Annotated in this window: 21 protein-coding genes and 2 pseudogenes; 19 read left to right on the forward strand and 4 right to left on the reverse strand. The window is 69.1% G+C overall.

The annotated features are described in order from the left end of the window. Positions 1–27: 27 nt before the first annotated feature. The 4 genes from ACLQ23_RS11200 (at position 28) to ACLQ23_RS11215 (ending at position 4,624) form a co-directional block, all read left to right on the forward strand. Positions 28–441, forward strand: a complete 414-nt coding sequence (locus ACLQ23_RS11200) for a hypothetical protein (protein WP_355587247.1) — start codon at positions 28–30, stop codon at positions 439–441. Further along, positions 442–2,082: a cation acetate symporter gene (locus ACLQ23_RS11205; RefSeq protein ID WP_355587250.1), complete on the forward strand. Its 1,641-nt coding sequence runs from the start codon at positions 442–444 to the stop codon at positions 2,080–2,082. It begins immediately after the preceding gene. An 89-nt stretch (positions 2,083–2,171) separates the two neighbouring features. Continuing rightward, positions 2,172–2,936 (forward strand): ABC transporter ATP-binding protein, encoded by a 765-nt coding sequence (locus ACLQ23_RS11210; protein WP_355587253.1) that lies wholly within the window; start codon positions 2,172–2,174, stop codon positions 2,934–2,936. After that, a complete protein-coding gene (locus ACLQ23_RS11215; RefSeq protein ID WP_355587256.1) occupies positions 2,921–4,624 on the forward strand; it encodes an ABC transporter permease in 1,704 nt (567 codons plus the stop codon). Before ACLQ23_RS11210 ends, ACLQ23_RS11215 begins: the two co-directional genes overlap by 16 nt. A gap of 22 nt (positions 4,625–4,646) precedes the next feature. Here ACLQ23_RS11215 and ACLQ23_RS11220 read toward each other — a convergent pair whose 3' ends face one another. Then, positions 4,647–5,414 (reverse strand): AfsR/SARP family transcriptional regulator, encoded by a 768-nt coding sequence (locus tag ACLQ23_RS11220; RefSeq protein WP_355587258.1) that lies wholly within the window; start codon positions 5,412–5,414, stop codon positions 4,647–4,649. Positions 5,415–5,609: 195 nt separating this feature from the next. Between ACLQ23_RS11220 and ACLQ23_RS11225 the strand changes: the two genes are divergently transcribed. After that, positions 5,610–6,359, forward strand: coding sequence for an ABC transporter ATP-binding protein (locus ACLQ23_RS11225; RefSeq protein ID WP_355587260.1), 750 nt, complete (start codon positions 5,610–5,612; stop codon positions 6,357–6,359). A gap of 12 nt (positions 6,360–6,371) precedes the next feature. On the opposite strand, the gene ACLQ23_RS11230 is transcribed toward ACLQ23_RS11225, so the two are convergent. Further along, positions 6,372–9,128 carry an ABC transporter permease gene (locus ACLQ23_RS11230; protein WP_355587262.1) on the reverse strand — a complete coding sequence of 919 codons (2,757 nt, stop codon included), beginning with the start codon at positions 9,126–9,128 and terminating at the stop codon, positions 6,372–6,374. Positions 9,129–9,280: 152 nt separating this feature from the next. Here ACLQ23_RS11230 and ACLQ23_RS11235 point away from each other — a divergent pair, with 152 nt between their 5' ends. The 7 genes and pseudogenes from ACLQ23_RS11235 to ACLQ23_RS11265 all read left to right on the forward strand — a co-directional run bounded on the left by ACLQ23_RS11235 (position 9,281) and on the right by ACLQ23_RS11265 (position 13,125). Beyond that, positions 9,281–9,832, forward strand: coding sequence for a MauE/DoxX family redox-associated membrane protein (locus ACLQ23_RS11235; protein WP_355587264.1), 552 nt, complete (start codon positions 9,281–9,283; stop codon positions 9,830–9,832). Beyond that, entirely contained in the window at positions 9,829–10,386 is a 558-nt protein-coding gene (locus ACLQ23_RS11240; protein WP_355587267.1) for a TlpA family protein disulfide reductase, read from the forward strand. The genes ACLQ23_RS11235 and ACLQ23_RS11240 overlap by 4 nt, the downstream gene beginning before the upstream one ends. Positions 10,387–10,476: 90 nt before the next feature. Further along, positions 10,477–10,680, forward strand: coding sequence for a hypothetical protein (locus ACLQ23_RS11245; protein ID WP_355587269.1), 204 nt, complete (start codon positions 10,477–10,479; stop codon positions 10,678–10,680). An 830-nt stretch (positions 10,681–11,510) separates the two neighbouring features. Then, positions 11,511–12,125: pseudogene (locus ACLQ23_RS11250) on the forward strand (ATP-binding cassette domain-containing protein); the annotation flags it as partial. Between the two features lie 71 nt (positions 12,126–12,196). After that, positions 12,197–12,262, forward strand: a pseudogene (locus tag ACLQ23_RS11255) (hypothetical protein); the annotation flags it as partial. A gap of 72 nt (positions 12,263–12,334) precedes the next feature. Beyond that, positions 12,335–12,571: a hypothetical protein gene (locus ACLQ23_RS11260; RefSeq protein WP_425880687.1), complete on the forward strand. Its 237-nt coding sequence runs from the start codon at positions 12,335–12,337 to the stop codon at positions 12,569–12,571. Between the two features lie 14 nt (positions 12,572–12,585). Further along, positions 12,586–13,125, forward strand: coding sequence for a S24/S26 family peptidase (locus tag ACLQ23_RS11265; RefSeq protein WP_355587271.1), 540 nt, complete (start codon positions 12,586–12,588; stop codon positions 13,123–13,125). Positions 13,126–13,134: 9 nt separating this feature from the next. Here the strand turns inward: ACLQ23_RS11265 and ACLQ23_RS11270 are convergent, their stop codons facing one another. After that, entirely contained in the window at positions 13,135–13,341 is a 207-nt protein-coding gene (locus ACLQ23_RS11270) for a DUF397 domain-containing protein (protein WP_355587273.1), read from the reverse strand. After that, positions 13,338–14,123: a helix-turn-helix domain-containing protein gene (locus ACLQ23_RS11275; RefSeq protein ID WP_355587275.1), complete on the reverse strand. Its 786-nt coding sequence runs from the start codon at positions 14,121–14,123 to the stop codon at positions 13,338–13,340. Before ACLQ23_RS11275 ends, ACLQ23_RS11270 begins: the two co-directional genes overlap by 4 nt. 475 nt (positions 14,124–14,598) lie before the next feature. On the opposite strand from ACLQ23_RS11275, the gene ACLQ23_RS11280 reads away from it, so the two are divergent. From ACLQ23_RS11280 to ACLQ23_RS11310, 7 genes are all read left to right on the forward strand, one after another. Further along, the gene (locus tag ACLQ23_RS11280; RefSeq protein WP_355588421.1) at positions 14,599–15,351 is read left to right on the forward strand and encodes a flavin reductase family protein; all 753 of its coding nucleotides are present in this window, start codon (positions 14,599–14,601) and stop codon (positions 15,349–15,351) included. A gap of 169 nt (positions 15,352–15,520) precedes the next feature. Further along, positions 15,521–15,886, forward strand: coding sequence for a DUF485 domain-containing protein (locus tag ACLQ23_RS11285; protein WP_355587277.1), 366 nt, complete (start codon positions 15,521–15,523; stop codon positions 15,884–15,886). After that, a complete protein-coding gene (locus tag ACLQ23_RS11290; protein WP_355587280.1) occupies positions 15,864–17,555 on the forward strand; it encodes a solute symporter family protein in 1,692 nt (563 codons plus the stop codon). The genes ACLQ23_RS11285 and ACLQ23_RS11290 overlap by 23 nt, the downstream gene beginning before the upstream one ends. Positions 17,556–17,648: 93 nt before the next feature. Next, on the forward strand, positions 17,649–18,626 hold the full coding sequence (locus ACLQ23_RS11295) for an NAD-dependent epimerase/dehydratase family protein (protein ID WP_053651553.1): 978 nt from the start codon (positions 17,649–17,651) through the stop codon (positions 18,624–18,626). A 76-nt stretch (positions 18,627–18,702) separates the two neighbouring features. Next, positions 18,703–19,926, forward strand: coding sequence for an LCP family protein (locus ACLQ23_RS11300; protein ID WP_355631956.1), 1,224 nt, complete (start codon positions 18,703–18,705; stop codon positions 19,924–19,926). Positions 19,927–20,012: 86 nt separating this feature from the next. After that, on the forward strand, positions 20,013–20,414 hold the full coding sequence (locus ACLQ23_RS11305; RefSeq protein ID WP_355587284.1) for a hypothetical protein: 402 nt from the start codon (positions 20,013–20,015) through the stop codon (positions 20,412–20,414). Positions 20,415–20,911: 497 nt separating this feature from the next. Next, positions 20,912–21,943 carry an LCP family protein gene (locus ACLQ23_RS11310; protein ID WP_355588423.1) on the forward strand — a complete coding sequence of 344 codons (1,032 nt, stop codon included), beginning with the start codon at positions 20,912–20,914 and terminating at the stop codon, positions 21,941–21,943. The last annotated feature ends 164 nt before the right edge of the window (positions 21,944–22,107 follow it).

Consider the following 22,107-nt stretch of genomic DNA (forward strand, 5'->3'; position numbering starts at 1 on the left):
TCGCGCCGGGCGGGCAAGACTGCCGGGGTGGCCAAGCAACTCCCCGAGGTGGGGTCGGGCGGTGCGACACCGCCGCCCCAGCGCGCCCGGATCGTGCTTGCCGAGATCACCCGGCGGGACAGCCGCGCCGAGCACACCCGCGCCGAGTTGGCCCAGCAGACCCAGGTCGGTGAGGCGCTGGTCCGTGGCCTGGTCCGGGCGCAACTCGCGCTGGCGCTGCGGCTGTCGCTTGTGGTCGTCATCGGGCTGGGCGGGCTGCCGTGGCTGTTCGCCATCGCGCCGTCGCTCGGCCGGACCACGGTGGGAGGCGTCAACCTGCCCTGGCTGCTGCTCGGCGTGGCCTCGTTCCCGTTCCTGATCGCGGTGGGCTGGGCGTACGTACGGCTGGCCGAGCGCAACGAGCAGGAGTTCACCGACCTGGTGCAGCGGCCGGAGCGCTGAGTGGGCAACGACTACGTGGTCCCGGCCATCGTCGCGGTCACCCTGGTCACGCTAGGGATCGGTTTCTACGGGCTGCGGCTGGGCCGGACCACCTCCGACTTCCTGGTCGCCTCCCGGGTGGTCAGCCCGACCTGGAACGCCGCGGCGATCGGCGGGGAGTACCTGTCGGCGGCGAGCTTCCTCGGCGTCGCCGGCCTGGTCCTCAAGTACGGCGTGGACGTCCTCTGGTACCCGGTCGGTTTCGCCGCCGGCTACCTGGCCCTGCTGCTCTTCGTGGCCGCGCCGCTGCGCCGCTCCGGCGCGTTCACGCTGCCGGACTTCTGCGAGCTGCGGCTCGGGTCACGGCGGCTGCGCATCCTGGCCACCGCTTTCGTGATCTTCATCGGGTGGCTCTACCTGGTGCCGCAGCTTCAGGGGGCGGGCCTCACGCTTGCCACGCTCGCCGGCTCCCCGTACCCGGTCGGTGCCCTGCTGGTGGCCGCAGTGGTCACCGCCAACGTGGCGCTCGGCGGGATGCGGGCCATCACCTTCGTGCAGGCGTTCCAGTACTGGCTCAAGCTGACAGCTCTGGCCGTACCGGTGATCTTCCTGGCGTTGCAGTGGCAGGCCGACGGCCGCCCGGCGGTGACGCCGCCCGACGGGCCGACGTTCCGGACCGCGACCACCGTCGTGGTCGAGCACCGCGCGACCCTCACCATGCCAGGTGGCGACATCCGCGAGGTACGCCCCGGCGACGAGCTGACCTTCGCCGCAGGTGACCCGGTGCCGCAGGTGTCCGGGGTGGCTACCGGCGCAGCGGACTGGCTGCTGCCCAGCGCTGCCGGTGACGACGACCGGGGCCTGTTCGCCACGTACTCGCTGATCCTTGCCACGTTCCTGGGCACCATGGGTCTGCCGCACGTCCTGGTGCGCTTCTACACGAACCCCGACGGTGCGGCGGCCCGCCGGACGACGCTCGTGGTGCTGGCACTTGTCGGCGTCTTCTACCTGCTGCCCACCCTGTACGGGGTGCTGGGCCGGATCTACACCCCGCAACTGCTCGTCAGTGGGCAGACCGACGCTGTCGTGGTGCTGCTACCCGGCGCCGCCCTCGGCGACGGGCTGACCGGGCGGCTGCTCGCCGCACTTGTCGCGGCGGGCGCGTTCGCAGCGTTCCTCTCCACCTCGTCCGGGCTGCTGACAAGCGTCGCCGGGGTGATCTCGACGGACGTGCTCGGTCAGGGCTCGGTACGGGGCTTCCGGCTGGCCACCGTGATCGCCGGCGCAGTGCCTGCGGTGCTGGCACTGCGCCTCTCCGGGCTGGACGTGTCCCAGGTGGTCGGGTTGGCCTTCGCGGTCGCGGCATCGAGCTTCTGCCCGCTGCTGGTGCTGGGCATCTGGTGGCGAGGGCTCACCGATCTGGGTGCCGCCGCCGGGGTCCTGGTCGGCGGGGGCGCGGCGATCAGCGCGGTGCTGGTCACAGTGCTCGGCCCACCGCTGTCCGGTTGGCCCGCCGTGCTGATCGCACAGCCGGCCGCCTGGACGGTGCCGTTGGCCTTCACCGTGATGATCGCGGTGTCGATGGCGACCCGACGACGTGCACCTGTCGACGTCGCGGCCACGATGCTCCGCCTGCACACCCCCGAAGCCCTCCGGCTGTGACGCGGGCCATCCTGGTCCGCCACGGGGATGACCTCGCGTCCGCCTGCCGCCGGACGGCAGAAGTGGTGGTCGCCCGATAACGTCGGCCCATGACTGTTGAGCACCCCGCCCTCGCGCTGCGTGGCCTCGCCAAGCGGTTCGACGGCACGGTCGCGGTGGCCGGCGTCGACCTGGACGTCCCCGCCGGCTCCTTCTATGGCCTGCTGGGCCCGAACGGCGCCGGCAAGACCACCACCCTGTCGATGGCGGTCGGCCTGCTGCGACCGGACGCGGGCTCGGCGTGGGTGCTCGGTCACGACGTGTGGCGCGATCCGGTCACCGCCAAGCGGCTGCTCGGCGTCATGCCCGACGGGGTGCGACTGTTCGACCGGCTGACCGGTGCGGAGCTGCTGGCGTACAACGGGCTGTTGCGGGGGATGGACCCGGCGGTGGTCGACAAGCGTGCGGCGGAGTTGCTGGACGTGCTGGCGCTCGGCGACGCCGGCCGGACGCTCGTGGTCGACTACTCGGCCGGCATGAAGAAGAAGATCGGCCTGGCCTGCGCGCTGCTGCACGGCCCCCGGCTGCTGGTGCTTGACGAGCCGTTCGAGGCCGTCGACCCGGTCTCGGCCGCGCTGATCCGGGACATCCTCACCCGGTACGCGGCCGGCGGCGGCACCGTCGTCTTCTCCAGTCACGTGATGGAGGTCGTCGAGCGGCTGTGCTCGCACGTGGCGATCCTCGCCCAGGGCGTCATCAAGCGGGTCGGAACGCTCGCGGACGTACGCGGCGACCGCTCGTTGGAGCAGGTATTCGTCGAGGTGGTCGGCGGGCGCACCGCTACCGGTGACGAGTTGTCGTGGCTGTCCCGGTGAGCGTCGACGCCGCAACCGCGGGTCCGGTGCGGGCGGTATCCGCACGGCACTTCGTGCGGCTCAAGCTGCGGGTGATGGGCAACAACTTCCGGGGCCAGGGCTGGCGGGTGGCCCTGTTCATCGGTGGCGCGCTGTTCGGGCTCTGGTTCGCCGCAAGCGGTTTCTTCCTGTTCGCCGCGCCGGGCATGACGGACAACGGCAGGTACGCGGTGCTGGTCGCGGCGGCCGGCGGTGGACTGCTGGTGCTGGGTTGGCTGCTGCTGCCGCTGGTCTTCTTCGGGGTCGACGAAACGCTCGACCCGGCCCGGTTCGCGTTGTTGCCGCTGCCCCGTCGCACGCTGGTCGCCGGTCTCCTGGCCGCCGCGCTGGTGAGCGTTCCGGTGCTGGCGGTGTTGATCGCGTCGTCGGGGCTGGTGCTGACCTCGTGGGCACTGGGGGGATGGTCCGCCGGTCTGGTGGCCGTGTTCGGCGTACTCGGTGGGCTGTTGCTCTGTGTGGCCGCCAGCCGGGCGGTCACCAGCGCTTTCGCGACAATGCTGCGGTCCCGCCGGGTGCGGGACCTCGCGGCAGTGCTCCTGGCGGTGACGGCGGCGCTGCTCGGCCCGTTGCAGATCTTCGGCCTCGCCGCGTTGCGGGAGGCGGACTGGACCCGGCTGACCGGCGCGGCGACTGTGCTCGGCTGGACGCCGCTCGGCGCACCCTGGACCGCCGGCATCGATGTGGCGCAGGGCCGGGTGTGGGCGGCCCCGGTCAAGTTGCTGATCACGGCGGCGGCCATCGGCGCCCTGCTGGTCTGGTGGTCGCGGTCGTTGGAGTCGGCGATGGTGGGCGCCGCGAGTTCCGGTAAGGCCCCCGCTCAGCGCACTGTCACCGGCGGTGCCGTCGCGCAACTGTTTCCCCGGGTCGCCGGCTCGTTCCGTCGGAACCGGTTCGGTGCCCTGGTCGCCCGTGAGGCCCGTTACTGGTGGCGGGATGCCCGCCGTCGCGCCAACCTGATCACGATCGCCGTGGTCGGCCTCTTCGTCCCCGTGATGATCAACCTCGGTGGCGCGAGCTTCGCGGTCGAGGGAGGAGAGGGCTTCACGATGGGTGCCGGCGACAGTTCGCCGGTGCTTGTCACCGTCTCCATGATCTTCGTGGGGGTGCTGGCCTCGGTCACGCTGGCAAACCAGTTCGGCTTCGACGGCAGCGCGTACGCCGCGAACGTGGTGGCCGGTGTGCCCGGCCGGGTCGAGTTGCGCGCCCGGATGACGGCCTTCTCGCTGTACGTCCTGCCACTGCTGGCGTTCGTCGGCGTGGTGCTGGCGGTGGTGCTGGGTCGACCGGGCTGGATCGGGTTGACCGCCGGCAGCCTGGCCGCCACCTACGGCGTCGGGCTGGCGGTGAACAGTTTCGTCTCGGTGCTGGCGGCGTACTCGCTGCCGGAGACGAGCAACCCGTTCGCGATGAACAGCGGCGCGGGCCTGACGAAGGGGCTGCTCACCTTCGTCGCCATGATCGTTACGGCGGTCGCGGCTGTGCCGATGGTGGTCGCCGCCGCGCTGCTCGGTGACGCCTGGCTGTGGCTGGCCCTCCCGCTCGGCGCCGCGTACGGGTTGGGCGGGGCGCTGCTGGGCGCGTACCTGGCCGGCGACGTGTTGGACCGGCGTCAGCCCGAGCTACTCGGAACGGTCACCCCACGCCGCTGACCCGCCGGGCAGCCACTCGACCTCAGGAGGTTGCGAGGCAACCCGGGTCGTTGCGCACCAACTCGGAATGCAGACACCAGAGCTGCGGGCCGGGTTCCACGCCGAACTCGTCGGCCAGGCGGCGACGCACGGAGTCGAAGACCCGCAGCGCTTCGACCCGTTGTCCAGCAAGGCCGAGAGCACGCATCAGGATCGCCGCGAGTGGTTCCGCAACGAGGTGATCGGGTGAAAGCGCGCTCATGCGGGTGATGACGCCGGAAAGGTTGCCGTGCGCCATCTCGGCCCGCGCCCACATCTCAAGCAGGCGCAGGCGTTCAAGTCGCCAGTTCTCCCGGACCTGGCTCGCCCAATCGCTGGAGAGGCCGACGAGCAGACCCTCGTCACTGATAGCGACCAGGGACCGTAGCGCGGAGAGCTTCGCCGGATCCCGGTCGGAGAGGCTCCGAGCCGTCGACGCCAACCGTCGGAGGCGATGCACGTCGACCCGGTCCGCGTCCAGGTGCAGCAGGTAACCGTCCGCCCGGCGGATCAGACGAGGGGCGTCCTCCTGCGTCGGGTGGCAGAGGCCGGCCATCATGCGCCGGATCCTGCTCAGATGGGCGTGCAGAGCCCGACGCGCCTGCGCCGGGGGCTGATCGCCCCACACCCGATCCACTAGTTGGTCGGTGGAGACCCTGGCGGCGGGGGTCATGCCGAGCGCGGCGAGCACGATGCGCCGCTGCGGCGGGCCGACGTCGAAGACCTGGTGCCCCACCGCCAACTCGACAGGACCCAGCAGTCGTAGCTCCATCCGCATCCCCCGTGGATCGATGAACAACGAATTAGATATTCGCCCGGATCATCTTGTAACGGCACTCTATTAATCCTAATATCGACGCATAGGTGAATATCGTGATAGCTGTCGACAGTTTGTCGCGTGGATTCCGCTCGACGGTTACGCATCTCGCACGGGCTATCCGTGGGCAGGCACGAATGGGGGCACAGCGTGGCAGGCGTCGAGATCGAACTGGACCGGGTTTGTCGTCGCTACCGGTCAGGTGGCTCGACGATTGCTGCCGTAGATGATGTCAGTGCCCGGTTCACGGCGGGCACAATGACAGCGGTGGTCGGGGCGTCAGGATCCGGCAAGTCGACACTCCTGCATCTCATTGGCGGCGTTGACGTGCCCGACTCCGGCGCTGTTCTGGTGGGCGGTCAGGATATTACGGCGTTACGCCAGAAAGAGTTGGTTCGTTACCGGCGGACGGTCGGATTCGTCTTTCAGCAGTATCATTTGCTGCCCGTCCTCACCGCACTGGACAACGTACTCGCGCCCGTCATGCCGTACCGCACCACATTCAACAAGGTGGCACGCGCGCGCGAACTGCTCGACGCGGTCGGGCTGGCCGACCGGGAACGCTCCCTGCCCAGCCAACTGTCCGGCGGGCAGCAACAACGGGTCGCCATCGCACGTGCACTGATCAACGAGCCGGCACTGCTGCTCGCCGACGAGCCCACCGGCAACCTCGACTCTTCAGCCGGCACCGACGTGCTCGATCTGCTGGTGCGGCTGCAGTCGGGCAGGGGGATGACAGTGCTCATCGCGACCCACGAGCAACACGTCGCCGCCCGCTGTGATCGGCTGCTACGACTCCGCGACGGCCGGGTGATCGACGATCTGGAGGTGCCGCGACCCGCAGACGCAGGCGCAGACACGGAGTCGACGCTGGCGCGGGCGCCTGAGCTACGGCCCTGACCGGGGGCGTGCTCAATCCGCCGACAGTTGCCCAGCGAGCGGCAGTCTGTCCAGCAACATCACCGGCACCAGGGCCGCCAGACCGGCGAGCACCACGCCCGCCAGCGCGACCGCCGCCGTGGTCCACAGGAGCCGGACGTCGAGCACGCCGGCGAACCACGCCGCGGCGACACATCCGGTCGCGGCACCCGCAAGAGCGCCCAGCACACCGATGCCGACGCCCTCGTAACCGACGAGTCGGCGCACCGACGAGCGCGACCACCCCGACGCCCGCAGGATCGCCAGCTCACCCGCACGCTCGCGGATGTTGAGGTAGAGGACATCCACAACCGACATCAACCCCAGCAGTACGGTGAGCACCACCGCGAGCACGTCGGCGCCGCGCACGCGCAGCGATACCGCCTCTCCGAGGATCGAGCCCGAGACCGCCCCCTGGAACGTCCACACGATCGCCATGAGCAGCGTCAGACCGGCAACGCCGGCAGCTAGCGCAACGCAGCCCAACGCCGTGCGGCCCGGCACCCGGAGCAGGTTCGCGATCGCCAGCCGGAGCACGCCCGCGCGGCCGTGGCCGAGTTTGACTGTCACCTTGCGACCGCTGCGGCGGACGACGTTAAACGGTGCCGCCGCGGATGCCCGCCAAGCGGGAACGAGCCCTGCGACAAGTGCCACCGCGCCCGCCACCGGAATGGCCCAGAGCGCTCTGTCCCAGCCGACGTCGGTGCCGATGCGAAGCCCGAGCGGCACCGCCAGCACGCTGCTCACCGCGCCGGCCAGCACACCGAGAAGCATCGTCTCGCCGGTCAGTAACGCGACCAGCCGCGCCCGGCTCCAGCCCAGACAGGAAAGGAGCGCAAGCTCCCGATGCCGCTCGCGCACTGCGGCGCTCACCGCGTTGACCAGGAAGAGGACGCAAACGACCAGGATGAGCCCGAACAGCACCAGACTCTTGCGGTCCACCGCCTCAGCGATCGTTGCCGACACGCCCTTGCGGGTCCAACCCTCGCTCAGGCGCAGCTCGGGCCGACCGTACCGGCCAGCCGGCAGGACGACTGTCTGCGCGGACGGCGACGCACCAAGCGTCACCTCCACGTCCAGCCCGGTCGCCCGGCTGATGTCGTCGGCCACCCGACGGACACGTTCCCGGCTGACCGAGTTGAACCCGTCGATGCCGGCGACCCGGACCCGCACAGCGCTGATCGGCGCGGTTTCCCCGGTCAACGCGGCCAGCGAGTTGAGCGAGACGAGGAACGCCGGCGGCGGGCTGTGGTACCCGCCGGGGTTGCTGTTTGGCGACAGCGGCTGGTCACCCAGCAACTCCCGGTCCACCGTCCGGGCGCCCCTGAGCACGTTCGCGTCGTACGTCTCCATCGGTGTCTCCGCGAGCGGGTCCCGCTGGGTGAGCCGGGTCGGGTCGAAGAAGCCGATCGGGTCGAGCCCGACGCCCATCTGATTGGCGCCCGCCCGGTCACCAGAACGGATCATTGTGGTCTCGCGTAGCGCCGTGTCGTTCCACAACTGGGGTGGGGCACCCACAGGTTCGGTCCAGGCCGCACCGGCGGGCCGTCGCGGCTCGGGTCGAAGAGTGCCATCCGGGTCCACCTGGTATTCCACGGCACCCGACCGACCGATCCGGCTCAACAACCCACCCGCGAAATAGAGTGTGCCGTCGGTTCGGGCGGACTGCTGGGCGTCCACCGAATCCACCGGCGGGGTGTCCAGCCGGGCCTCCGCGGGGGCGGCATCCGCCAGCTCCGCCAACCGGCCGAGGTCCCCGGCGCTGGGGTCGGCGGTCACCCGCTCCGCGCGGACGAACACCTTTTCGTCGATCTGCGGTGCTGCGGTGCCGATGGCGGGCACCAGGTTGACCGGGCCGTCGAACCGGCGTCGTTCGCCACCGGACCGGTCCGGTTCCAGGTACCGGCCGAACGTCATGGCCGAGTCGAGCCCCACGAGCTTCGCCTCGGAATCCGGGTCGATCGCCGCCACCGAGTAGGACATCATCACCAGGGCCAGGGGGTCGAGACGAGGGGACGGCTGACCCGGCGTGGAGGAGGGGTAGTGGAAGAGACCATCCGCGTCGAGCTCGACGACCAGTGCCGGCCGCCGTCGCGTCCCCTCCCCGCTGGCCAGACACAGGGGCACCTCGTCGCCGTCCTCCCGCACCTCCAGCACGGGCGGAGGGATGCCGTCCGGGCACGGGTTGCGCCGGGTCCGGCCGTCGGCGTATTTCTGTGTGCCGTTCACCGGGTCCTCGTCCACCGGCCGGATGACCGGCCGTTTAGTGACGTAGACGAGTTCCGGTGACTCCTCCGCGACGGTGAGGCCGCGGTCGGCGCTCCACACCCGGCGCTGCCGGATCAGTTGCCGGGTGGCGCTGCGGTCGACAAGTGCGGTGAGGTCGAAACGGCGCCCGGCGAAGAACGGGGAATACCCGAGATTGCCGATCGGCGCCGCGACCTCGACATCTCGGACCTTGGTGATCCCGCGCCACTGATCGAGGGTGATGCCGCCGTACCGGCTCGACAGGAAGTTGGGCCGTAACAGCCCTCGATCCGATTCGAGGGCCGATCTGCTCCCCGTGGGACGGACCAGGATGTCGTACGAGCCGCGGAAGTGAGCATTCACCTCACCGGCGACGGTCAGTTGAGACGTCCGGGTGTTGCCCGTGAGTACGACGAATCCGATCGTCGCCGTGACGATCGCGAAGAACATGGCCAGAGTCCGGCCGGCCCGGCGTCGCAACTGGGCCCAGATGATTCGACGCACTTGACGATCATGAATGTCGGCGCCACTGATCGCAAGCAGCTACGGCAGGCGACATTTTCCTGCCCGCGACGACAACACATCGACAACAATTAACCAACAGGGCTCCTCCAGACTCCGTGTCGCACCCGTCGGTTCAGGGGGAGGAGTTGCTCGTGCGGTATGCGGAACTGACCGCCCGGATCCTGCTCGGGCTCGTCTTCGCCGCCGCCGCCGTGAAGCTGCGCAGCGCGCCGGAGCGGGCCGGCTTCCGTTCGATGCTGGCGGCCATGCGGCTGCTGCCGGCCGGCCTGGTCGGGCCACTGGCTGTCGTCGTGGCCGCCAGCGAGGTCCTCGTGGTACTCCTGCTCCTCTTTCCCGGCACCTCGACCGCCGGCTTCGCTCTCGCCGCCGTGCTGATCACGGGATTCCTCGTCGTCACGGGGCTGACAGTGCGTCGAGGGATACCGGTCGCCTGCCACTGTTTCGGCGCCTCCCGCCGCCTGCTCAGTCCGGTCCATCTGGGCCGGGACGCGCTGCTGCTGGCCGTCGCCGTGACCGGTCTCGCCGCTCCGCCGTTCGGTGCCTCGTCGTCCGCCGAGGTCGCGACCAGCGTCATCGCCGCCGTGGCCGGCGCGCTCCTTGTCGTGTTCTTCGTCGACTTCGTCGCAGTCTTCGCCGATCCGATGCCCGGCAGGGCCGTTCCCCAACGGAGGAAACGAACGTGAACGACGTCCTGTTTACCGCGGTCGTGGTGGTCGGAGCCCTCGGCTGCCTCAATCTGCTCTTGCTCTTCGGCGTCATCCGTCGACTCCGCGCACTGACCGAGCAACTAGCGGTGAGCACGCCAGCGGACTCCCTCGGACCGGCTCGTCCGTCCGTCGGGGAACGCCTGCCGTCCTTCACGGCACGTACGTTGACCGGCGAGCCGATCACAGAGGACTTCGCGGCGAGCGGAGAGACCTATCTCGGTTTCTTCTCCACCGGCTGCGCACCCTGCGTCGAGCACCTGCCCCGGTTCGTCGACCTGGTCGCGGCGGCCGGTCCGGACCGGGTCCTGGTCGTCATCGACGACGACGGGCGCGACCTCGCCGAACGGGCCCGGTTCATCGAGCTCGCGGAGCGCGCCGGGCGGGTCGTGGTCGAGTCCCCGATGGGTCCGGTGAGCTCCGCCATGGGTGTGGACCGCCTGCCGACAATGGTCTCCGTCCGCGACGGAGTGGTGTCCGCGAACGTGCAGGACATTCAACAGTTCATCGCACCCACCCTCACCCGGACGTAGTCGGGCATCGCTCCGGTGTCGGCTGCAGCCGCGCGGGTCGGCCACCGGTAGCACCACAGACGCCGGCATCCACCACCCATTGGAGGGCGAATGAAACTGATCAACAGAGCCGCTGACCGCATGCTGGCCTGGTTCGTTCCGGGCGTCACCGCAGAGGCAGCCTGCGTCCGAGACACCCTGTACTGCTACTGCAGCGGCGGCATCGCCTACAAGCGGGTCTGCCAGAAGTGCCCGGACGGAGCCGGGGGCTACTACTGGGTCTGCAACCCGTGTGGTCCCGCCGGCACCTGCTGACCCCGGGTCAGGGCTCGGCGGCCTTCCGGCCGCCGGGCCCTGCTCTCTCTACTGGAGAGTCCATGCCAACTCGTCCGAAACGCGGGGGCTCCATCACCGCCCTGCGCCTCACCTGGACCGCTGCCCGTGGCCCACTGGCCGGCCTCGCGGTCCTCGAACTCGTCACCGGACTCCTGCCGGTGGGCTCCGCGTGGCTGGTGAAACTGGCGTTGGACCGGCTCTCCGAACCGGGGCGGGGCGGACTGGAGGCACTGGCTGTCGCGTTCGCGGTGATCACGTTCGTCGCCGCCTCCGCCGCGCCCCTGCACCGGTTCCTCCAGGCGGAACTCCGGCGGGCCGTCGCTGTTCTGGCCAAGGCGAATCTCTACGCCGCCCTGGCCCGACTCCAGATGCTCTCCACCCTGGAGAAGCCCAGCTTTCGGGACCGTCTTCGTCTGGCCGAACAGGCCAGCCAGAGCGGCCCGGCGCAAGTGGTCGAAAGCCTCATCGCCGGGGGACGGACTGTCGTCACCCTGGGCGGGATGCTCGCCACCGTCATCGCGATCCAACCGTGGCTTGCCGGCGTTCTGGTCGCCGCCGCGGTGCCGGCGCTCATCGCGGAACTGAAGCTCAGTGGGCGCCGGATGGACATGATGTGGCAGATCAGCCCGGCGGAGCGGCGTGAGGCGTTCTTCACCGACCTGATGACGAGTCTCAGCGCCGCCAAGGAGAGCCGGTTGTTCGGCGCCCACCGGCTCTTTCGGCATCGCATGCTCGCCGAACTCACAAGCAGCAATCGTGCCCGACGGCGCACCGACCGCCGGGAGCTGATGGTGCAGTCAGCGCTGGCGATGCTCTCCGCAGGGCTCCTGGGAGGCACGCTCTGCTGGGCACTGCTGGCGGCGGCTGCCGGTCGACTCAGTCCGGGTGACATCGGCGCCTTGGTCATAGTCGCCGGGGGTACGCAGTCCTCACTGGCGGCGCTCGTCGGATATATCGCGTCCGGGCACCACGCCAATCTGTTGACGACCCACTACCGCGACCTGATCGCCGAATCGCCGGCCACCGAACCCCGGGTGCTCGGGCGAGCCCTCCCCGGCACCAGGAGCGGCATCGAACTCGACGACGTGTGGTTCCGCTACGACGACGAGCACCCCTGGGCGCTGCGCGGAGTCACGCTCACCATCCCGACCGGTCGCTCCCTCGCCCTGGTCGGGCAGAACGGGTCGGGGAAGAGCACGCTGATCAAACTGCTCTGCCGGTTCTACGACCCCACGCGGGGTGCCATCTACTGGGACGGCATCGACCTGCGCGACATCCCGATCGACGAACTACGCCAGCGCATCGGAGCGGTCTTCCAGGACTTCATGTGCTACGAGCTGACCGCACGCGAGAACATCGCGCTCGGGGACGTCGACGGACGCGACGAGGTCGACCTCAGCGAGGAGCGGCTTAACGCCGCAGCCGGGCAGGCGGAGATCCTGGACGTGCTGAAGGCGCTCCCCGAGGGGCGGACACACTGCTGTCCCGGACCTTCGTGGACTACGACACCGCCCAGGAACAGGGTGTTCTGTTGTCCGGCGGCCAGTGGCAGCGGCTGGCGCTCGCCCGGGCGCTGCTGCGCGGGCAGCGCGACCTGCTCATCCTTGACGAGCCGAGTTCCGGGCTCGACGCGATGGCTGAGCAGCGCATCCACCGTCAACTGGCCGAGCACCGCCATGGTCGTACGAGCATCCTGATCTCCCACCGCCTCAACACTGTGCGCGACGCCGACGAGATCGTGGTGCTCGATGCGGGCCAGGTCGTCGAGCGCGGCACCCACTCGGCACTTATCGACGCCGACGGCTGCTATGCCGAGCTGTTCCGGATGCAGGCCGAGGGCTACCAGCACACCGAGACGCATGCCGGATGAGCACAGGAGGAGCCATGCCCGCTTTGTGGATCGGCGTACTGGCCGCGGTTGTCGTCTCAGCCGGCGGCGCACTGGCACTGCGCGGCCTTCGTCGCCGGCAGGTGGCGGTACGCGTGTCAGGGCAGAGCATGGAACCGAGCCTGCGACATGGCGACCTGCTGCTGGTCCGCAGATGTGCCGGCAACCAGGTCACCGTCGGGGACATCGTGGTGTTCGAGGCACCCGGCTACGACCATCAGTGGTCCGCGATGCCCGAGCAGCGGTCCGACATGCTGGCACGGTGGCTGGTCAAACGGGTGGCAGCAATTCCCGGTGACCCGCTGCCTGAAGGTGTCGTCGGTGCCGGGGCGACAGTTCCGCCCGGGACGATCGTCGTCATCGGCGACAGCGTCGGCTACGACTCGCGCACCTCGGCCCTCTGCCCCACGAGAAGGTGCTCGGGCGAGGGCTGCGCCTGCTGTCGACCGCGGGCCACGAGGCCCGCGACCTCTCCGACGCCCGCACCAACCCCGGCGTCCCAGCGTGAGGAACCGCCGATACCGCCGGCGAGGTAGGCCCCGCCGCTAAGCGTCGCGTCGAGTGGGAACCTGAGCGGCGTCGGCGATGAAGCCACGCCACGCGGCCGGGGCGAAGGTGAGGGTCGGGCCCGAGCGGTCCTTGCTGTCCCGGACCAGGACGACGCCGGGCAGATTGTCTGCCACCTCGACGCAGTTGCCGCCGGAGTCGGTCGACCGGGTGGACGTGCGCCAACGCGGCTCGTTCATCGTCATGGCGTCACCTTCAGCTTCCGGATCAGATCCACAGAGGCGCTCGTGGAGAGCGATTCGCCGAGCAGACTATCCCATTTGCGATCAATCAAGCGGATGGTTTCGGGGTCATCCATGACGTGTCCACGGGCGGCATTCTCCAGGTAGAGCACCCTGTCTCCGTCGGGCAGTTCGGCGAACACGAACCCACCGCCAAAGCCGACGTGCTCACCGACACTCAGGGGGATGACGTGCAGCCGAACGAACGGCAGATCTGCTGCCTCGAGTAGTCGGCCCAACTGGGCATTGAACACGTCAGGGCCGCCCACCGGGCGGTGAAGACCCATCTCGTCCACGAGGAAGACGCAATACGGCGGCACATCACGGGACAGCAGCAGCTGACGTTCCAAACGAACCGCAACAAGTTCGTCGACCAGAGCCGGCGGGTGCAGTCCACCGGCCGAGATAACGGCGCGGGCGTACTCCTCGGTCTGAAGGAGGCCAGGCACGAGGCATGCCTCGAAGGCTCGTAGGCGGGTCGCCTGCTGCTCATATCCCCGCCACGGGACGAACCAGGATGGACCGCGATCCTGGTCCGCAGCCTTGAGGAGTTCGGCGAGGAGGCCGCCGGTGGCTAGGGCCTCGTCCGCGGCGACCGCGAACTCCATTGTCGGCCGACGCCGGCCGGTCTCGATGGCCGCCACCGTGGACGGACTCCATCTGGTGACGGTCGCCAATGCCTCCTGGGACATGTCGGCACCCGCTCGGGCGGCCTTCAACGCCCGTACCCACATCTCGACGTTCATCCTTACCTCTCCGGTAAGTACGTGACCCCGCTGCGTAGTAAGCCCTGGCATCCTCCCCTGTCCGCGCCTCTCGGTCCAGGGTGGATTGCACGCGGCCCGGTCGGTGGAGGCGACGTCCCGGCGTCCGGTCCTGCGTTCGGGCCGTCCCGGTCATCCCCCGATCGGGGCGGCCCCCGTCAACCGGAGGGAGATCAGCCGTGTTCGGGTTCATAGGCGGCAGGAACGGGGCGCGGTGGTCGTACCGGAGAAGGAAGATGGCGGCACCGGCGGCGGTGCCGGGCGCGACCGGGCCGGAGCGGCCGGCCGGCCCGCCGGATCAACGACCCGCGTGGGCGACGGGGCCGACGGCGGCCCTGCCGCGACCGGGTCGTGCCGGTTGGCTGACCCCGGCGCAGACCTGGCGGGCGAACGGCGGCCGACCGGCCCCGCCGACGCTGCCGACCGGACGGCGGTGGTGAGTCGCCCGCACCTGCCGATGCGGCCGCTCTGGCGGTGTCGCGGCTGCGGCGCGCCCTGGCCCTGCCAACCGGCGCGGCTGGCGCTGCTCGCCGAATACCGGCACGACCGCCTGGCGCTGCTGGTCTACCTGGGCACCGCGATGGCGGAGGCGGGCAGTCAACTCGCCCAGCTCAACGGACGACCCAGTGACCTGCACGAGCGCTTCCTGGGTTGGGCGCGAGGGCGGGGCGGCACAATGTTTCACGTGAATCATGAGCCGGGTGCCGAGATCCATCACACCGACCCGTTCGCCGTGCCGAGCGGGCAGCGGTCGCCGGTTCGCCGGCTGCGTGGTCGGCTCGCCGCGCCGGTGACCCTCTGGACGGCACCCGGCCCGGCCGGGCTGACCGTCGCGTCCACACTGGTCGCCGAGGGAGAACCGGACCGGCTGTTGGGGCTGATCGACCCGGAGTCCGACCTGTGGGCGGCGGTCGAAGAGGCGGGGCGGTTCGCGGTCGCGCCACTCGGCCCACCGCACCGGCAACTCGCCGACCGGTTCGCCGGCCTCTTTCCCGCCCCGGGCGGCCTCTTCGCGACCGGCGAGTGGATCGACACGCCGTACGGGCCGGTGCCGGCGGACGCGGGTGGTTGGGCGGGATGCCGGTTGGACGCCGCCCGGGAGTACGGCTGGGGCCTGTTGGTGGAGGCGACCATCGAGGCGGTCGACCTGACCGGGGAGGCAACGCCCCTGCTGCACTACCGAGGGCGCTACCACGAGCTGCCGGGCTGATCAGGCTTCCCGGCGACCGGTCACCGGAGTGACCTGAGTCACTCGGCGCAGCCAGGCAACCGCTCGGCGCACTCGACGACCGGTGTCGATCTCACCCTTCCCCGTCCGGGAGCGCGCTCTTTACCGTGCGCGAAACTCCTCCGACGCCTGTGAAGGTGGTGATCCACAGATGTCCACGGACACACCCGCGCCGACCGCTTCCCAGCCGGACAAGTATCTGGCCGTACAACGGTCGGACGAGTTCGCCGGGCTGCGGCGCGCGCTGCGCGGCTTCGTCTTCCCGATGACCGTCGCGTTCTTCCTGTGGTACGCGCTCTACGTCATCCTGTCCGCGTACGCCCGGGACTTCATGGGCACGAAGCTGTTCGGCAGCAATATCAACGTCGCACTGGTCTTCGGCCTGCTCCAGTTCGTCTCCACGTTCCTGATCGCCTGGCTGTACTCCCGGTACGCCGACCGGAAGATCGACCCCATCGCCGACCGCATCCGCGCCGAGATCGGGGAGGTGACCCGTGAAGACGGTCCACGCGGTTGAGACGTTCCTGGCGGCTGAGGCCACAAACCACACCGCCCGCAACCTGACAATCACGCTCTTCCTGGTCTTCGTGGCGGTCACCCTGGCCATCACGATCTGGGCCAGCCGGCAGACCAAGACGGCTACCGACTTCTACGCGGGTGGCCGGTCGTTCTCCGGCTTCCAGAACGGCATGGCGATCGGTGGCGACTACATGTCGGCCGCCTCGTTCCTCGGCATCGCCGGCATCATCGCGCTGTACGGCTACGACGGCTTCCTCTACTCGATCGGCTTCCTGGTCGCCTGGCTGGTGGCCCTGCTGCTCGTCGCCGAGCTGCTGCGCAACTCCGGCCGGTACACGATGGCGGACGTGCTCGCCTTCCGGATGCGTCAGCGTCCGGTGCGTACGGCGGCGGCGGTCTCCACGATCACGGTGTCGATCTTCTATCTGCTGGCGCAGATGGTGGGCGCGGGTGCGCTCGTCGCGCTGCTGCTGGGCATCCGGCCGGGCACGACGTTCCTCGGCATGGACGCCGCCACCGCCAAGGTAGCCACCATCATCATGGTCGGCGCCCTGATGATCATCTACGTCACCGTGGGCGGCATGAAGGGCACCACCTACGTGCAGATCGTCAAGGCGTTCCTGCTGATGGGCGGCGCGCTGCTGATGACCCTGCTGGTGCTGGCGAAGTACAAGTTCAACCTGTCGTCGCTGCTCGGTGACGCCGCCGCCTCGTCCGGCAAGGGCAGCGCGTTCCTCGAACCCGGGCTGCGCTACGGCGTCGAGGTGGCCGGCAACGCGACACAGACCTTCTACAACAAGGTCGACCTGCTGTCCCTCGGCATCGCCCTGGTGCTCGGCACCGCCGGTCTGCCGCACATCCTGATCCGCTTCTACACCGTGCCGACCGCGAAGGCGGCCCGTAAGAGCGTGCTCTGGGCGATCGGCATCATCGGCACCTTCTACCTGCTCACCCTGGCCCTCGGCTTCGGTGCGGCGGCGCTGGTGGGCAGCGAGGCGATCACCGCGCAGGACAAGGCTGGCAACACCGCCGCGCCACAGTTGGCCGAGGCACTCGGTATCGACTTCTTCGGCGGCGACCTGGGAGGGGCGGCCCTGCTGGCGATCATCGCAGCGGTCGCCTTCGCCACCATCCTGGCGGTGGTCGCCGGGTTGACACTGGCCTCCTCCTCCAGCCTGGCGCACGACTTCTACGCGAACGTCATGAAGAAGGGCGAAGCGTCGGAGCGGCAGGAGGTGCGGGTCGCCCGGATCTCCGCCCTGGTGATCGGCGCGGTGTCGATCCTGTTGTCGATCTACGCGCAGAACCTCAACGTGGCGTTCCTTGTGGCGCTGGCCTTCGCGGTCGCCGCGTCGGGCAACCTGCCGGCGATTCTCTACAGCCTGTTCTGGCGGCGGTTCAACACCTCCGGCGCGGTGTGGGCGATCTACGGCGGTCTGCTGTCGGCCGTACTGCTTGTGTTCTTCTCACCGGTGGTCTCCGGGGCTGCGACCTCGATGTTCCCGGACCACGACTGGCAGTGGTTCCCGTTGTCCAACCCGGGCATCCTCTCGATCCCGTTCGGTTTCCTGTGCGGGTGGATCGGCACCGTCATCTCCAAGGAGCACGACGAGGACAAGTACGCAGAGCTGGAGGTCCGCGCCCTCACCGGCGCAGGCGCCCACTGACCGTCGCCCATCTTGTAAGGAAGGGACCCCTGTTAACGCCTGGCGTTAACAGGGGTCCCTTCCTTACATACGGGGATCGGTAGGCTGACCGGCATGAAGGTTGCTGAGCGCTTCGGTTCCGGTCACCGCGTTCTCGTCACCGGCGGCGCCGGTTTCGTCCCCTCACACCTGGTCGACTCGCTGATCGCCCGGGGCTGCACGGTGGTGGCGCTCGACAACTTCGTCACCGGCTCGAAGGAGAACGTCGCCCACCTGCTGGACCGGCCGACCTTCACATTGGTCGAGGCGGACATCTCCGAGGGCCTGCCGGCCCATCACCCGGCCCTGGCCGAGCGCTTCGACGCGATCCTGCACATGGCCTCGCCGGCCAGCCCCACCGACTTCGCCCAACTGCCTGTGGAGATCCTCCGGGTCGGCTCGGTGGGCACCCTGCACCTGCTTGACCGCGCGGTCGCCGACGGCGCCCGGTTCCTGATGGCCTCCACCTCCGAGGCGTACGGGGACCCGAAGGAGCACCCGCAGCGCGAGACCTACTGGGGCAACGTCAACCCCATCGGCGTACGCAGCGTCTACGACGAGGCGAAGCGCTTCTCCGAGGCGGCCACCATGGCGTACCACCGCTACCGGGGGCTCGACGCTGCGATCGTCCGGATCTTCAACACGTACGGCCCGCGGATGCGCCCGGACGACGGGCGGGCCATCCCCACCTTCATCTCGCAGGCGCTGCGCGGCGAGCCGATCACCGTGCACGGCACCGGCAACCAGACCCGCTCGATCTGCTTCGTCGAGGACCTGGTGCGGGGCATCCTGCTGCTGCTCGACTCGACGGAGACCGGCCCTGTCAACTGCGGCACCGAACACGAGCTCACGATGCGGCAACTCGCCGAGTTGATCGTGTCACTCTCCGGCAGCACATCGGAGGTGACGTACGTCACGCGCAGCGCCGACGACCCGGAGATGCGGCGCCCCGATCTTGGCCTCGCCCGGGAACTGCTCGGATACGAGCCGACCGTCGCGCCCGAAGACGGCCTACGACGCACGATCGAGTATTTCCGGGCGCGGCTAGGGTAACCGGCGCGCCGCTGACCGCCGATCGTTGAGTGTCGCCTGGGGGCGGGAGTGGCTCCCGCTACGTACCCTGAATTACATGTCAGCGACCTCTGCCGGCGTTCCCCAGCCGTACCTGAACCGCAGCGCCGGCCGCGCCTCGGTGCCCGGCTCCGACCGGGGCGCCTCCGGACGCGCCCGCCGGACGGAGGCCCGCTGGTACCCGTCGCACGACGATGAACAGCGCCAGCCGGGCGGCCCGGCCGGGCCGAGAGGTCCGGGAGGCCCGGGGGGTGTCGGCGGCTCGGGGCGACGTGGCCCACGGCCACGCTGGGGGCGCATCGGCCTGGTAGCCGGGGTCGCGGTGCTGGTGCTGGCGCTGCTCGGCGGCCTCGGCGCCTGGATGTACGCGCGCAACCTCAACAACGACCTGGCCCGCACCGACCCGTTCGCGGAGATCACCGGCGGCCGACCGGCGAAGGCCGTGGACGGCGCGCTGAACATCCTGCTGGTCGGCAGCGACTCCCGAGACCCGGACGCGCCGGTCGACACCAAGAGCCAGTGGCGGGCCGACACGATCATCGTGATGCACATTCCGGCCGACCACCAGGAGGCCTACCTGGTCTCCGTTCCGCGTGACCTCTACGTGCCGATCCCGGAAAGCGCCGGCGCGGACTGCGGCTCCGGCCAACGCGGAAAGATCAACGCAGCGTTCGCGTTCGGCGGTCTGCCCCTGGCGGTCCGCACCGTGGAGTGCTTCACCGACGTCCGGATCGACCACGTGATGGCCATCGACTTCGGCGGCTTCAAGGAGGTCACTGACGCCCTCGGTGGCGTCGACCTCAAGGTGGAGCGGACGATCACCTCGATCCACAAGCCGTACCGGACGTTCACCAAGGGCACCAACCACATGGACGGCACCGAGGCGCTGGACTGGATCCGGCAGCGCAAACAGTTCCCGGACGGCGACTTCGCCCGGATGCGGCACCAGCAGGAATTCCTTCGGGCATTGATGGACAAGGCGGCGAGCACCGGCACGCTTGCGAACCCGAAGAAGCTCAACGACTTCCTCAAGTCGGTGACCGCTGCCGTCACGGTCGACCAGGACTTCTCGTTGACAGACATGGCAGTGCAGTTCCGTAACCTGCGTGGACAGAACCTCACATTTCTGACCAGCCCCAACTCGGGCAGCGAGACGATTAACGGTGAGTCGGTGGTGGTCTCCGACCGGGAGAAGGCGCTGGCGATGTATCGGGCCATGTCGGCGGACACCATGGCGGACTGGGTCAAAGCCAATCCGCCGAAGAGCAACGACGGCGGCTGAGCGGCACCGTATTTGCCTTGACCGGCAAATTCACCGCGTTCTACGTTTGCCTGGCACCACGATCGATGTAACCGAGAGGAGAATCGATGGCAGGCAAACTGCGACGGGCACTCCAGGCGTCGGCTACCGCTGCACTCATGTCGGCGACAGCCTTGGCAGTCACCCCCGCACCCGCCCAGGCGGCCGCGCTCGGCTGTCCGTACCCGTACACGTGCCTCTACGACTTCGAAAAGAACCTCGATCACAGGTACCAGGTCGTGACCTCCGGCTTCCAGTCGGTTTCCAACGGGGCAGCCGTCGTCTACGGCGTCAACAGCCGCAATGATGACGTTGTATACGTCCGCTACACCAATGGGCTCATCAGGTGCATGCCCTCCGGCAAGCCCAACAAGATCTACGACGTCGGTTACTTCGGAATCACCAATGGAATCCGCATCGACTCGGCGTCCACCTGCGCGTACCCGACCATCCCGGGGCCGAGCACCTGACCCATTCGGGGGTCCGGTGCACGCCGGGCCCCCGACCCCCGGCCTGACGGCCACTACTCCGACCGGCGCTCACCTTCGGCGAACAACTCGATCACCGAGGGTCATTTTCTTCGAATGAGGCGTGCGTCATACCGCAACTGCCCCGACGGGTCATCGAGATAGGCCGATCGCCGGTAGGCTGCACCTGACGTCCGAATTGAATCCGGATGAACTCGCCAAGTCGATTTGATGCACGTACAGTGGTCGCCGCCCCATCTTGATCACGAACTGGAGCACGAATGCCGGTTCAGGCCAGCCGACGCCCTACCTCAGCCGCGCCGAGCGGTCGAATTGCCGCATCCATACCAGTGCAGCCGGGCCGGTCAGGTGGTGGGCCAGGCGATCGCCCGCCGGGTGGTGGCGACGGCCGGTCGGGTGGAAAGGGGCCGTCGAAGAAGCGGCCCCGGCGCAAGGATCCGCTCTGGGCGCGCCTGACTGTGATCTTCGGTGCGGTGCTGATGCTCAGCAGCGGGGTGGGCATCGTCGGCGGCAAGGTGCTGATCGGCCAGGCCACCGGGGACATCGCGCAACGCAACCTGCTCGGTGACGCCAGCAAGTCCGACGCCGAGGGCGGGGCCAGCCTGGACGGCCCGATCGACATGCTGCTGCTCGGCGTGGACGCGCGGGAGCGTTGGGCAGCCGACGACGTCCGCTCGGACAGCATCATCATCCTGCACATCCCGGCCTCGCACGACCAGGCGTACCTGATCTCCATCCCCCGGGACACCCAGGCGCAGATTCCCGCCTTCTCGAAGAGCGGCTACGGCGGCGGCACCGGCAAGATCAATGGCGCGTTCCAGGCCGGCGCCGCCAACGGCGGTGGCTGGGAGGGCGGCGCCCAACTGATGGCGCAGACGATCAAACGGCTCACCGGGGTCAGCTTCGACGGTGCGGCGATCATCAACTTCGGCGGCTTCAAGAACGTCATCGACGCGCTCGGCACGGTGCGGATCTGCGTCACCCAGGAGGTCGAGTCGCTGCACATGTCGTACGTCGACGGCAAGCCGATGTGGAACGCGGACGCCAAGAAGACCGGCAAGCCGAGGACCCCGGTGGTGCACAAGAAGGGTTGCCAGGAGATGGAGGGCTGGGCGGCGCTCGACTACTCCCGGCAGCGCAAGACCCTCCGCAACGGCGACTACGACCGTCAGCAGAACCAGCAGCAACTGATCAAGGCGATGGCCAAGAAGGCAAGCGACGGCGAAATGCTGACCAAGCCGGCGAAGCTCCAGCAGCTGATCAAAGCCGCCGGCAAGGCGTTCGTGCTGGACACCGGCGGCACGTCGATCGAGAGCTTCATCTACACCATGCGCGGGGTGACCGCGAACGAGCTGACCATGCTCAAGACCAACAACGGCACCTTCCACAGCACCGGCACCGGCGCCGAGGCGCTCAGCGAAGAGACGATGGCCATGTTCCGTGCGATCAAGCAGGACAAGCTTGCCGAGTTCGTCTTCGCCAACCCCCAGGTGATCTCCACCCGCAAGTGAGCGGGCCGATGTGGGGGAAAGCCCGCGACGGTTCCATCACCGACCGTAGCCTGACGTGAGCACGTTTCACGTAACGGCTGCGGGGAGGCGGACACGTCCAGGTCCGGACGCAACGTGGTGGGCCAGGTCGGCACCGCCCGGTCACGTCGTGCCCGTGGCTCACG

The organism is Micromonospora sp. DT41 (assembly GCF_049841715.1).
Taxonomy (GTDB): Bacteria; Actinomycetota; Actinomycetes; order Mycobacteriales; family Micromonosporaceae; genus Micromonospora; species Micromonospora profundi.